Here is an 11,779-nt window from a genome sequence, read left to right as displayed (position 1 = left end):
GACGGCGATGCCGTCCGCCCCCGTGCGTGATCGCTCAGCAGTAACTCCAGGTCCCGCTGACGTAGTTCAGGTTGTCGGAGGACATGTAGCCGATCTTGGACGTGGAGTCTCCCTTGACCCTGCCCAGGAACCACAGCACATCAGAGTCCGGGTTGTAGGCGCCGCACCACACGTAGAAGGTGGATCCGGAGGGCACGGAGCGGACGTTGCCGCAGACGACGCCGATGCCGACCTTCAGGTTGTACGTGCCCTTCATGGTGGTTTCGAGACTGGAGTTGTTCGTCACGTTCGTGCCCCAACAGGTCGCCGTCTCCGCCGCCTGCGCCGAGCTCGCGGCGAGCCCGGACACACCTGTCAGGAGCGCGGTGGCCGCGAGCACCACTCCGGCCTTGCGCTTGATCTGTCGCATTCCCACAGTGCCTCCTCCGGCCCTGCCTCCAGGACCGTGCCTCGTCGCCGATACGGGGGACCGGCTACGGTCTCCGTTCCGGAATACCGGGCGGAGTACTCGCCGGACCGTCCCGCCGGGCATGTCCTGTACGCCCTCGGCGCCCGGGAACGACCTTTCCCGAGGACGTGGCCGAAGTCGTTGGCGGTCCGCGCAGAGGTCTTGGCCCCGAGCGCACTACGCACCGTGCCGGGCCTGCTGCCGGTAGTCCCCCGGCGGCACGCCGTGGGCGGCACGGAACGCCCGGCTGAAGTCGGCCGGATGCCGGAAACCCCAGCGGGCAGCGATGGCGCGGAGGGGCTGCTGCTGCAGCAGAGGATCGGTGAGGTCCTGCCGGCACCGTTCGAGCCTGCGTCGGCGGATCCAGGTGGAGACCGTGCCGCCGCCGCGCTGCTGGAAGAGCAGGTGCAGGTACCGGACGGAGATGTGGTGGGCGGCGGCGATCGCACCGGGTGACAGCTGCGGGTCACCGAGGTTGCGCTCGATGAAGGAGTGGATGCCTGCCATCAGGGCTCCCTGACGGCGCTCAGCGGGCAGGGCGTCGACCGCGTCCAGGTGCTGTCCGAGGAACGCGGTGACCAGGTCGAGAGTGACCGCGCCCAGGCGTACGACCTCGCTCGGCCCGAGCGCGGCGGACTCGGCGGTGAGACCTGAGAGGAAGTGGGACAGGAGCACCCCCGTGCCCCTGTCGCCGGGCAGCGGGGTCGCCAACAGGCGCTCCACCTTCGCCGCGGGGAGGGAGACGGCGGTGCGCGGCACGCTGACGATGATTCCCTCGATCATTTCCCCGGGTGCGGGAAAGACCTGGCAGTCGGACGGGCGGGAGCTGTCGTACAGCAGGAGGTCCCCGGCTCCCATCGTCACGTCGCGTCCCCCGTGGCAGATGCGCTGGCCGCCCTTCTGCGCGAGGTACAGGTGGTACAGCTCGGGGTCGGAGCGGCGGATCAGCGCGGGCGTGCGGCGTGCGCGCAGCGACGGGTACGACAGCGCCGTCAGCTGTGTGGCCCCGAGTGACACCAGCCGGAGGCATGCCCGGAAGTCGTCGGCGCGCTCGGGGACGATCGACGTGGGCGACAGGGCCTCCGCCGCCAGCTCCCGCCACCACTCCACGCGCTCGCCCACCGGTAAGTCCTCGCTGCGGAAAACGGTCCCGATCATCCGATCCCCCCTCGATTGACCATGTCCCGTCACGTTAGCAACGCGCGTCCCCGCTCTCACTGGAGTTGTTCGCCGGGCGCGGCGGCACGGGTCCGCCCGGCCGCCGTCTCACGGCCGTCTCCGCGTCACGACGCCTGGATCAGGTCCACCACGAAGACGAGCGTCGAGTTCGGCGGGATCAGGGAGGAGGGCGACTGCTTGCCGTAGGCAAGGCGCGGCGGGATGACGAGCTCGCGCCGGCCACCTACCTTCATCCCCACGATGCCCCGGTCCCAGCCCTTGATGGCCCGGCCGCCGCCGATGGCGAACTTGAACGGCTCGTCCCGCTCCCAGGAGGAGTCGAACTCCTTCCCCGTCGCGAAGGTGACTCCGACGTAGTGGACCCGGACCACCTGGCCGCGCTCCGCCTCCTTGCCGTCGCCGACGACGATGTCCCTGATCCGCAGTTCGGTGGGCGGGTCTCCTGCGGGGGGATCGATCTCGGGCTTCTCCATCGCGGCCTCTCTCCTGTCCGTGCTCCGGTCGCCGGAAGTCTCCGTACGCCGCTGATCACGCTATCCGGCGGGGCCTCACCGTGGACTCGATCCCCTTTTCGGCGGACAGGAGCACCATGGAGGCATACGAGGCATTGGAGGCACCATGGCCAGGACCCGATCCCGCTACGCCCCGGACCGGGGGCTGACCACGCGCATGGTGTCGACCATGTTCTTCATCGGTCTGCTCTACGTGGTCCTGGTCGGAGTGCTGCTGGCCGTGCTGCCCGGCTCGTGGGCGGTGATCCTGATCATCACCGGCGGGCTGTTCGTCGTGCAGTTCTGGTTCAGCGACAGGATCGCCGCGTACGGGATGGGCGCCCGCGAGGTCACCCCCGAGGAGGCGCCGGAGCTGCACGGGGCGATCGACCGGATCTGCGCGCTGGCGGACATGAAGAAACCCCGTGTGGCCATCGCGCAGAGTGACGTGCCGAACGCCTTCGCGACCGGCCGGAACGAGAAGTCGGCCCTGGTCTGCGCCACCACCGGGCTGCTGCGGAGACTGGAGCCGGAGGAGCTGGAGGGCGTCCTCGCGCACGAGATGTCGCACGTCGCCCACCGGGACGTGGCGGTCATGACCATCGCGTCGTTCCTGGGCGTGCTGGCGGGAATCATCACCCGGGTGGCCCTGTGGGGCGGCTTCGCCCGCAACAGCCGGGGGAACGACCCGGCGGGCATCATCGTCATGCTGATCCCGCTGATCAGCGCGGTCGTCTACGCGCTCAGCTTCCTGCTCACGCGGCTGCTCTCCCGCTACCGCGAGCTCTCCGCCGACCGCACCGCCGCCCTGCTCACCGGCCGCCCCTCGGCGCTCGCCTCCGCGCTGACGAAGGTCAGCGGGCAGATGGCGCGCATACCCACGGAGGACTTGCGGAAGGCTGAGCCGTACAACGCCTTCTACTTCGTCCCCGCGTTCTCCTCGAAGGAGAGCTTCAGCCGGCTGATCTCCTCGCACCCGACGCTGGAACAGCGACTCGACCAGCTGGCCCGCATCTCCGCCGACCTGTCCCGCCCGTAGCCCCGGTCACCAGTGGTCCGCTCATCCTGGAGGAGCCTTCCGTGGGTCTGTTCGACGCGATCCTCGGGCGGAGCAAGCCCGTCCGTCCCGATCTCGACCAGCTCTTCGCCGTACCGTCCGCCGCCCTGACCCTCCAGGCCGCCACCGGCTTCACGCCGTCCGGCCTCGGCTCGGTCTGCTTCGCGGGGGTGGAGGGCGCCAACTTCGCGCGCCTCCAGCAGGACGTCCGGGAACTGCTGGACGCCGACACGGACCGGGGCGGGGTGCCGGTGGAGTTCAGCCAGGACGCCTACGGCTACACGTGGCTGCTCGCCCAGCAGCCGCCGGAGGATACCGCCGCGCTGGTCAACGACCTGCACGCGGTGAACACGCTGCTCCAGGACGGCGGCTTCGGCCCGCACCTGCTCTGCTCGCTGATCGGCTTCCGCGACCCGGCAGGCCGCTCGCTGGCGCTGGTGTACCTGTACAAGCGCGGCACCTTCTACCCGTTCGCCCCGGCTCCCGGCGGCGCGGAGAAGCGGGACAACGGCCTGGAGCTCCAGGTCCGCGCCGCACTCGGGGACGACCTGCGGGTGGAGAAGGAGCTGGCCCGGTGGTTCCCGGTGTGGGGCGCGCCGGGCCTGTGAACCGTACGCGGGAGCGAGCGGTACGGGTCAGGCGCTGACGGCTCCGGCGAGGAAAGCGGTCCAGGCGTCGGGAGCCACGGCGAAGGTCGGGCCGTCGTTCACCTTGGAGTCCCGGACGTGGACGGCCCGGGGGCAGGCGGCCACCTCCACGCACGCGTCACCCTCGTTGCCGCTGTAGGAGGACTTGTGCCAGTCGTAGCCGACCTCGACGCACTCGCCGCCCTCGTTGCCGCTGTAGCTGGACTTGCGCCAGGTGTACGCGACCTCGACGCAGGCCCCGCCTTCGTTGCCGCTGTAGCTGGACTTGAACCACGCCAGTCCGGAACCTGTGCTCACAACTGCCCCGCCTTCTTCTCGATGAGCTCGACGGACTCCCAGGGGTTGAGTGCCTGGGCCCGCAGGATGCCGAAGAGCTCGGTCAGATCGCTGACCTGCTCGGGCTTGGAGATCAACCTATCGCCGCCCTGCGCCTCCACGTACACCAGACTGCGGCCCTCCGCCGTGTTCATCAACTGCATGGGCCCCATCAGCCCTGCGTGGGTGTGCTGGTTGGAGGGCACGACCTGTACCGTCAGATGGTTCAGCCGCTCGATGCAGTCCAGCAGGTGGAGCAGCTGTTCCTTCAACACAGCAGGCCCGCCCAGGGACTTCTCCAGGACCGACTCCTCGATGACGAAGCCGACGTGCGGCGGGTCTGCCCTGGTCAGCACCGGTTGCCGTTCGAGTCGCGCTTCGACATGCCGGACGATCTCGTCCTCCGCGTAGGCCGGTTTGCGGGACCGGTAGACGGCGTACGCATACGTCTCCGTCTGGAGGAGCCCCGGAATCAGCATCGTCTCGTAACCGCTGATCACACGCGCGTCTCTCTGCAACCTCGCCCAGTTCAGAAAGCGGGGCGAGTACTTCTCCTCGTCCACCAACTCGACGCACGCCTTCAACGCCCCGCCCGCGTCGAACACCCGATCGGCGTCGTGCAGGAACTCCAACGACGGGATGCGTTCGGCCCGTTCGTAGGCGCCCACCAGCGATTCGGAGATGAGGAGTCGGTCCGCCGACTCCTTCTGCGTGAGCCCCGCGCGCGTCCGATGGATGCGGATCAGGTCCCCCACGAGCCGTCGTACTCCCGAGGGCTCACCACTCGTTCCCACAGCCACCGCCTTCTCCCCCACATCACCCGATGTGGACCGTGTCGTACTGGTCACGCTAGGCAACCAGCGGGATTCTCGTAGCCATGACGAACAAGAAACTCCCCGAATGGGTCCCGGTGGCCGGACATCAACTCCACCTGACCGGAATTCACTTCGACGCGATCCGGTTGAAGGGCGTACGAGGTGAGGCGGTCGTCCACCACCTGATCTCGCTCACTGCGGGTGAGCCCGGTCCGGTGGTGCGGGAGATCGCGGGGGCGCGGTGGACGTACTTCCTGATCCCGCCCGGATCGAGCAAGGAGTTCGACTGGCCTCCCGGTGCCACCTGTTTCGGCCCGGCCGCCCGGGACCACTGGGTCGGTATCCCCGCCGCCGAGGGCAACACCTACCCGCTGAGCTGGCGGTGCGGGTCGCCGGAGGAGGGTGAGTACGTGGACCCGGAGTTGCTGTACGGGCTGGTGCGGGCGCAGTTGGCATGGGAGGCCGACTCGGACGGGTAGATGCCCGAGGGCGGCCCGTGAAATCCGGACCGCCCTCGGGGTTCGCTCTGTGCCGTGTGCGGCCCGCCGTCAGTCCAGGGAGTCGGGGATCTGAAGGTTCCCGTCGTCCACGACCTCCTCGTGGTAGCCGAACTTCTTCCCCAGGGCCAGGTAGTTCGTGTACTGCTCGGCGGTGATCGGGACCGCGTACATCTTCATGGCGCGCAGGAAGAGCCGGAAGCCCAGGTCGGGATCGACCTCGGTGACGAACTGCTCCAACGCCGGTACCAGTCCGGGAACGTCCCGGCCGGGGGTGCCGGCGACGGACAAGCTCAGCGTGGGTCCCGCCTCGTCGATCTCGGCCAGCACCTCGCCGGCGAGTCCCACGTACGGGGAGGGCCCCGGTGGCACCGGTTCGTACGACGGGTCGTCCCGCCGGACGCGTTCGACGCAAGCCCCCACGATATGGCGCAGCAGGCCCGGGCCGCCGAAGTCGGGGCCGTAGGCCCGACCCAGTGCCGCGCACAGCACGGTGTCGGCCGTCCTGGTGGGGATCGGCGAGTTCAGCACCCGGAGAGCGTCCTCCAGGAGCAGGGGCGCGAATCCGCCCTCGCCCCAGTCGGCGATCTCGGCGATCATCCCGGATGTGGTCGCCCCGGGGTTCCACGGGCCACCGAACCACTTGGTCAGCCCGCTGAGTCCCAGGTCGACCCATATCTCGTGGCGTTGCAGTCCCACGGTCATTCCTCCCTCCGCTCCTCCGTCAGTCTCCCCGATGCTCCCCGCTACTCCGGGAACGCGGTGTAGACCATGTACCCCGGCTTGTGCTTGGACCGCTTCAGCACGATGACCACCGTGCCCCCGGTTCTGGTCCAATCTCCGAAGCGGTCGTAGGCCTTGCCGAGCGACGCGGCGTCGTCGATCTTCATCCTGATGGCCGGGAACAGGTCGAGGGCGCTGTTCGACGAGGGGTCGGTCCTCTTCATCCAGTTGTTGAGCTTCGTCTGGTTGACGCCTTTGGGCTTCATGAGCCACTTCTGGAAGGCGGTCTCGACCGAGGCCACCGCGGTGGCCTCGTCGTTCCAGACGCTGCTGGTTCCCGAACCGTTGGGGTTCTTCTTGAAGTTTTCCGCCGCGTTGGCCGTCGCCCTCTCCGCGTCGGCGTCGATGTGGTCCAGGTAGGTGTGACCGCCGTCCGCGCCCTCGTGGAGCTTGAGGTTCATGCAGTTGTGGACCAGCACGTCCCTGGGCCGGGAGCCTCCCGCGCTGACATAGAACGTGTGCAGGGAGTCGACCGTGAGGTCGTAGACCGTACGGGAGGCGAGCCCCGAGCGGTCGACCACCGAGGTCACCGCGTGGAGCGAGCCGTCCGGGCCGCGCAGCCGGTCACCGGTGCGCAGATCGGCGACGAGGGTCCAGCCGGCCTCGGCGGTGTAGACCTTGTGGCCCGCCGTGCTGGTGAGCGTGGAGCCGCCGCCCAGCGAGATCTCGACCAGACGGTCGGTGCCGTGCCGGAAGGTGTCGGTCACCGCTTCGGCGCGCGGGGCCCCGCCGAGCGGGTCGCTCGACGTCAGCAGGTCTCCCTGCCGCACGTCCTCGATCGCCCGGTGCGAGCCGTCCGCCATCAGCACCTGGGTGCCGGCGGGGAAGCTGTTGACGCGGCACGCCGTGAAGGCGTCCTCCAGGACGTTGACCTGGCGCTCGATGTTGGCGAGTACGGCGGGGTCCAGGTCGAGGGTCTTCAGCGCGCGGAAGGCGTCGGTGACGCCGATTCCCGTGTGCATCGCGGCGTCGAGGGCGCGGACCGCGTCGATGGCGTCCGCGATCTTCTTCCCCGGGATGAAGTTGCTGGCCGCCCAGAGACATCCGCTGACGCTGCCCTTGGCGCACTGGACGAAGTCGTCCGTCAGGATGACCCAGAGCGTCTGGAGCACCATCTTGTCGAAGATCATGGTGATCTCCAACCGGCTGAAGTACCTGTCGACGTAGGCCGTCTGGTTCTCGTGCACCTCGTTGCCGAGCCAGAGGACCGCGTCGGCCGGGCAGTTCGCCGCGGTCGCCGCCTCTTCGAGGTCCTCGTCCTGGCAGAGGTAGAAGTCGACCGTGACGTCGAACGTCAGCTTGTACTTGACCGTGCAGCCGCCGAAGCCGATGTCGAGGACACAGTCGTTCTGCGGGACGGGGTCGCCCTTCTGCACCAGCTTCTGCTTGGTGAACAGCTTCCCGATGCCGGTGGCACCACCGCTGTCGACCGTGCTTCTGGTCTCCGCTTCCTCGGCCCGGGTGGCCGCTTCCTGGGCCTCCTTGGCCGCCTGCTGAGCCCGTGCCGCCGAAGCCTCGGCCTCGGTGGCGTCGGCCTCTGCCTGGTCGGCGATGCCCCGGGCGGTGGCGGCGTCGCCTTCCGCCGCGGTCGCGGCGCTGCGGGCCGAGGCGGCGTCCTGCTCCGCCGCGTCGGCGGAGGCCGCAGCCTGGGAGGCGTATCCGCTCGCGGTGTCGGACGCGTTGAGGGCCGCCGCCGCGTCGGCGGTGGCCTGCCGGTCGTACTCGACGGTGTTGGCTTCGGCCTTCACCGCGGCCTTGGCCGCCGCACTCGCCTCGGCCGCGGACACCTGCGCCTTGGCCACGGATGCCAGCGCCTTGGAGGCGGAGTCGGCGGCCTCGGCCGCCGCCGTCGCGGCTACCTTGGCATCGGCATCGGCCTTGGCGGCGAGTGCCGCCGCTTCCGTGGAAGCCTTGGCCGCCTGGCTGGCCTTCGCCTGGGCGAGCGCCGCCTGCTGCTGGGCCGCGGTCTTCGCGCCCTGCCCGGTCAGCACCGCGAGGCCGGCCGACGAATCGGTCTCCTTGTACGGCGAGCCGAGCTCGATGGCGTCGTTGGCCGGCTTGATGACCTGGGCCGCCGAGTCACGGGCGGCGAGCGCGGCCTGCGCGGTGGCGTAGGCGAAGCCGGCCGTCTGGACTGCCGACGCGGCCGCGCTGTTGGCCTCCAGCCGGGAGAGGGCCGCGTTGGCCTTCGCCTCGGCGGCCTTGGCCTTCGCGGTGTCGGCCAGCGCCTTGGCGGCGCGCACGTTCTGCGCGGCGGCCTCGGACGCGTCGATGGCGTCCGCCGCGGCGGCGTGCGCCTTCGTCACGGCCGCGTGGGTGATCGCCACGTCCCGCTGCGCGGCGTCCGAAGCCGCCTTCGCGCGCGAGGCGGCCGCTTGCGCCTTGGTCGCAGCCTCACGGGCGTTGGACGCGGCAGTGGTCGCGTCGTTCGCCGCGGCACGGGCGTTGGACGCGGCCGTGGTGGCGTTGTCGGCGGCGGTGCGGGCCTGGGTCGCGGCGGCGCGGGACGCCTCCGCGGCCTCGGTACCGTCGTCCGCCTCGGCCTTCGCGTCGTAGGCGTACATCCGGGACAGCGCCGCGTCGCGGTCGCTCTCGGCCTGGAGGGCGTTGTTGCGGGCCGTGACGGCTCTGCGTTCGGCCGCCAGTGCCTCGTCCTTCTTGGTGGCCGCAGTGGTGCCGGCGGTCTGTGCGGCGCTCAACGCCGACGCGGCAGACGCGCGTTCCGCCTGCGCCCGGTCCTCCGCCGCAGCCGCCTTCGCCCTCTCGGACGCCGCGATGTTCTTCTGGGTCTCGGCCTTGTCCCGCTCGGCCTCCGCCGTGAGCCGCTTGGCCTTGGCATCGGCCGCCGCGGCCTTGGCGGTCTGCTCGGCGGCTTCGGCCTTGGCCTGCGCGGCCTTGGCCTTGGTGGCGTTCTCGGCGGCCTTGGTCGCCTGCAGAGCGGCGCCGTCGGCAGCGGCCTTCGCCTGGGCGGCGGCCTCCTGCGCGGCGATCCGGCGGAACTCGGCGGCCGAGGCGTGCGCCTGGGTCTGGGCGAGTGCCATCAGCGTCTTGCTGTCGGCGGCGGAGGCGCGGGTCGCGTTGGCCGCGGTCTCGGTGGCCTTGGAGGCCGCCAGCGCGGCCGCTGCCGACGCCTTGGCGACCTGTACGGCCTGCTGGCCGTACATGAGGCCACGGCCGCGCGGCTGTCCTGCGGCGTCCGCGGTCGCGTACGCGGCCTGCTTCGCCGACTCGGCCTTGGCGGCCTCGTCCCTCGCGGCCAGCGCGGCGCGGGCGGCGACGAAGACGCGACCCTGCGCGCGTGCCTGCGCACTCGCGATGTCCGTCTTTACCTGCGCGAACTCGGCAGCGGTGGGGTAGTCGGTCGCGGTGGTCGGCTGCTTCAGCCAGTAGGCCTGCCAGTCCGTCAGACGGCTCGCGATGATCGACTGGCCGAGGGCCTCACCCATGGCCTGCGACCCGATCGTCAGCTGCCTGGACGCCTGGGACTCGGCGACCATGATCGCGTCACGCTGCGTCCGCTGCGAGGCGAGTTCGGCCTGCCACTCGGTGGAGGCGACCCGGATCTCCTCGCCGAGAACGTTCCGTGGGTCCTGCGGGTTGCCCGTGGTGCAGGACGCGAAGCGGGACTTGAGCCCCTCGACGTCGACCCGGAACTCCATGCTGTCCGGGTCGGGAGCCGTCTCGGGGAATCCGCCGTGCTGGAGGAAGAGGCGCGCGTCGTCGGCGTACATCTCGTGCATGAACGTCATGTCCTCGAACGCCAGCCGTCCCTCGTAATCCGGGTAATCCGGGTACGGGTAGGTGTCCGGGTACCGGGTCTCCGCTATCGCGTTGACGGCGGCCACCGACGGGTCACCTGCGAGCGGCGTCTGGTCGTCGTAGAGGTCGAACTCGTCCTTCCAGAACTCCTCTCCCAGCCAGACGCCCAGGCCGGTGGCGTCGAAGGGGTCGTCCTTGTTCTCGACCCACTGGAATCCCGTGTACGTGTATCCGGGCGGCGGCGTCTCGACGTCGAGCGACTGCTCCCACACGTCGGGGCGGGCGCTCACCTCGTCGCTCTTCGCCTCGACCCATGCGTGATCCTTGGCGAAGGCGAGGGCGAGGGGTGTTTCACCGTTGTACCAGTAGGCGCTGTCGGCGTACTTGTGCAGATCCGCCTCGGTGCCGTTGAGGCCGGCGCGGGCGACGGCCTTGAGTTCCTGGCCACCCTTGCGAAGGGCGTAGTCGAGCAGGCACTGCTCCTCACGCATCGCCACCTGGGCGTCCGGGTCGAAGGCCGGCACCTCGGTGTCGGCTGCGAGGTCGGTGCGCGCGAGTTCCTGTGCGGGTGCGGGGAGTTGGTTGCCGGTCACCGCGACCGCCAGCGCGGTGGCGAGCGCGGTCGAGCTCAGCAGTCGTGTCCACCGGCCAGGCGGACGCGGCCGGTTGGGTGAAAGTAGGGTGTTTCTACGCATGCGTGATCAGCCGTTCGGGTTCAGGTGTGGAGGGTGTGCGGTGAGCGCGGCGGTCCGGCGCTCAGAAGTACGCGTCGAAGGAGGCCCAGCCGCTGGTGCCGTTCTGCACCCTGGCCTCGAAGGGGGAGGCCGACTTGCCGGTCCCCTTGAAGAGCCACGACGCGCCCGCGGAGTCGATCCCGATCAGGTCGGGCTTCCCGTCACCGTTGTTGTCCCCGGTGGACACGAGGGTCTTGTACGCCTCCCACCCGGTCCCCACGGTGATGCGGGCCCCGAGTCCGGCGTCCGCTGCGGCGTTCCCGGTTCCGGGGTAGATGTAGAGCGTGCCGGTGGTGGACCTGGCGAGCAGATCCCCCTTGCCGTCGCCGGTGTAGTCGCCCCGGCCGACGATCGCGTTCATCCCGTTCCAGCCGCCGGAGCCGATCCGGACACGGGTGGCGAGGGCACCGTCGGCCTTGCTCTGGTAGAGCCAGAGCGCGCCGGCCGCGTCACGGGCGACGAGTTCGTCCTGAGAGGTACCGACCATGTTGCCCGGCGACATCAGCAGGTTGTACTGGCTCCAACCACTGCCGATGATCTTCGTGTCGTTGCCGCGTTCCGCCGTGTAGTACAGGACGTTGCCGATCCTGAAGTACAGGTCGGTGGCCGTACCGCCCTCCGAGGTGCGCACCCGGGCGAAGGCGTCGGCGGCGCTGAAGCCGCCACCCATGTCGTACGCGGTCTTCCAGCCTCCGGAGCCCGTCGGTTCGTAGTCGTAGAGATGGCCCGTGGACTTGCGGGCGAACAGCGGAAGCATCGGCGCGCCGGTCGCGGCCGCGGCCTGCGTCTGCGCCCCTTGGACCTCGTCCGAGGCGGACGCGGACGACCAGGGGAGCGCGGGCAGCGCGGTCGCGGTGCCGACTCCGAGTGCGACGATCCCGACGGCCGCCGACGCGACCGCCGTTCGGCGCGGGAAGTGTTTCAGTCTGCTGAACATGAGGCGCGAGCATCCTTGCGTGGAGGGTTGGCGCGGCCGGTGCATGAGGGGTCGTCATGCAACGGCCGCCCCCCAACGGCCCGCGCGCCGGGGGACATGAGCCCCACGACCCGGCAA

The 11,779-nt window shown here is 70.1% G+C and carries 11 protein-coding genes; 3 read left to right on the top strand and 8 right to left on the bottom strand.

Annotated features, from left to right (window positions below):
• Nucleotides 1–34: 34 nt before the first annotated feature.
• The 3 genes from ACFWEP_RS07320 to ACFWEP_RS07310 all read right to left on the bottom strand — a co-directional run bounded on the left by ACFWEP_RS07320 (nucleotide 35) and on the right by ACFWEP_RS07310 (nucleotide 2,100).
• Nucleotides 35–409: a hypothetical protein gene (locus ACFWEP_RS07320; RefSeq protein ID WP_387366951.1), complete on the bottom strand. Its 375-nt coding sequence runs from the start codon at nucleotides 407–409 to the stop codon at nucleotides 35–37.
• A gap of 216 nt (nucleotides 410–625) precedes the next feature.
• Entirely contained in the window at nucleotides 626–1,606 is a 981-nt protein-coding gene (locus tag ACFWEP_RS07315; RefSeq protein ID WP_387366948.1) for a helix-turn-helix domain-containing protein, read from the bottom strand.
• A gap of 125 nt (nucleotides 1,607–1,731) precedes the next feature.
• On the bottom strand, nucleotides 1,732–2,100 hold the full coding sequence (locus ACFWEP_RS07310) for an FKBP-type peptidyl-prolyl cis-trans isomerase (RefSeq protein ID WP_387366945.1): 369 nt from the start codon (nucleotides 2,098–2,100) through the stop codon (nucleotides 1,732–1,734).
• A gap of 145 nt (nucleotides 2,101–2,245) precedes the next feature.
• Between ACFWEP_RS07310 and htpX the strand changes: the two genes are divergently transcribed.
• Together htpX and ACFWEP_RS07300 are read left to right on the top strand one after the other, a co-directional pair.
• Nucleotides 2,246–3,157 carry a zinc metalloprotease HtpX gene (htpX, locus tag ACFWEP_RS07305; RefSeq protein WP_266705497.1) on the top strand — a complete coding sequence of 304 codons (912 nt, stop codon included), beginning with the start codon at nucleotides 2,246–2,248 and terminating at the stop codon, nucleotides 3,155–3,157.
• 41 nt (nucleotides 3,158–3,198) lie between these two features.
• Complete coding sequence (locus tag ACFWEP_RS07300) at nucleotides 3,199–3,783, top strand: hypothetical protein (protein ID WP_328721179.1); 585 nt, start codon at nucleotides 3,199–3,201, stop codon at nucleotides 3,781–3,783.
• 27 nt (nucleotides 3,784–3,810) lie between these two features.
• Here ACFWEP_RS07300 and ACFWEP_RS07295 read toward each other — a convergent pair whose 3' ends face one another.
• Both ACFWEP_RS07295 and ACFWEP_RS07290 read right to left on the bottom strand, forming a co-directional pair.
• The gene (locus ACFWEP_RS07295) at nucleotides 3,811–4,119 is read right to left on the bottom strand and encodes a DUF397 domain-containing protein (RefSeq protein ID WP_387366940.1); all 309 of its coding nucleotides are present in this window, start codon (nucleotides 4,117–4,119) and stop codon (nucleotides 3,811–3,813) included.
• Nucleotides 4,116–4,892: a Scr1 family TA system antitoxin-like transcriptional regulator gene (locus tag ACFWEP_RS07290; protein ID WP_387366937.1), complete on the bottom strand. Its 777-nt coding sequence runs from the start codon at nucleotides 4,890–4,892 to the stop codon at nucleotides 4,116–4,118. Before ACFWEP_RS07290 ends, ACFWEP_RS07295 begins: the two co-directional genes overlap by 4 nt.
• Nucleotides 4,893–5,014: 122 nt before the next feature.
• Between ACFWEP_RS07290 and ACFWEP_RS07285 the strand changes: the two genes are divergently transcribed.
• Nucleotides 5,015–5,431: a hypothetical protein gene (locus tag ACFWEP_RS07285; RefSeq protein ID WP_387366935.1), complete on the top strand. Its 417-nt coding sequence runs from the start codon at nucleotides 5,015–5,017 to the stop codon at nucleotides 5,429–5,431.
• Between the two features lie 69 nt (nucleotides 5,432–5,500).
• Here the strand turns inward: ACFWEP_RS07285 and ACFWEP_RS07280 are convergent, their stop codons facing one another.
• From ACFWEP_RS07280 to ACFWEP_RS07270, 3 genes are all read right to left on the bottom strand, one after another.
• Nucleotides 5,501–6,154 (bottom strand): hypothetical protein, encoded by a 654-nt coding sequence (locus ACFWEP_RS07280; protein ID WP_387366932.1) that lies wholly within the window; start codon nucleotides 6,152–6,154, stop codon nucleotides 5,501–5,503.
• Between the two features lie 41 nt (nucleotides 6,155–6,195).
• Nucleotides 6,196–10,686: a polymorphic toxin-type HINT domain-containing protein gene (locus ACFWEP_RS07275; RefSeq protein WP_387366929.1), complete on the bottom strand. Its 4,491-nt coding sequence runs from the start codon at nucleotides 10,684–10,686 to the stop codon at nucleotides 6,196–6,198.
• Between the two features lie 61 nt (nucleotides 10,687–10,747).
• Nucleotides 10,748–11,662, bottom strand: a complete 915-nt coding sequence (locus tag ACFWEP_RS07270) for an FG-GAP repeat domain-containing protein (protein ID WP_387366926.1) — start codon at nucleotides 11,660–11,662, stop codon at nucleotides 10,748–10,750.
• Between the last annotated feature and the right edge of the window lie 117 nt (nucleotides 11,663–11,779).

It is taken from the genome of Streptomyces sp. NPDC060198, assembly GCF_042728415.1.
Taxonomy (GTDB): Bacteria; Actinomycetota; Actinomycetes; order Streptomycetales; family Streptomycetaceae; genus Streptomyces.
The sequence above is the reverse complement of the archived record's forward strand: the minus strand, read 5'-3'. Positions and strand labels throughout refer to the sequence as shown.

What these genes read in the sequence shown, in the direction of transcription:
- ACFWEP_RS07270 (WP_387366926.1), bottom strand. Translation starts at nt 11,662, where the DNA reads ATGTTCAGCAGACTGAAACACTTCCCGCGCCGAACGGCGGTCGCGTCG.
- htpX (WP_266705497.1), top strand. Translation starts at nt 2,246, where the DNA reads ATGGCCAGGACCCGATCCCGCTACGCCCCGGACCGGGGGCTGACCACG.
- ACFWEP_RS07310 (WP_387366945.1), bottom strand. Translation starts at nt 2,100, where the DNA reads ATGGAGAAGCCCGAGATCGATCCCCCCGCAGGAGACCCGCCCACCGAA.
- ACFWEP_RS07315 (WP_387366948.1), bottom strand. Translation starts at nt 1,606, where the DNA reads ATGATCGGGACCGTTTTCCGCAGCGAGGACTTACCGGTGGGCGAGCGC.
- ACFWEP_RS07280 (WP_387366932.1), bottom strand. Translation starts at nt 6,154, where the DNA reads ATGACCGTGGGACTGCAACGCCACGAGATATGGGTCGACCTGGGACTC.
- ACFWEP_RS07275 (WP_387366929.1), bottom strand. Translation starts at nt 10,686, where the DNA reads ATGCGTAGAAACACCCTACTTTCACCCAACCGGCCGCGTCCGCCTGGC.
- ACFWEP_RS07320 (WP_387366951.1), bottom strand. Translation starts at nt 409, where the DNA reads ATGCGACAGATCAAGCGCAAGGCCGGAGTGGTGCTCGCGGCCACCGCG.
- ACFWEP_RS07285 (WP_387366935.1), top strand. Translation starts at nt 5,015, where the DNA reads ATGACGAACAAGAAACTCCCCGAATGGGTCCCGGTGGCCGGACATCAA.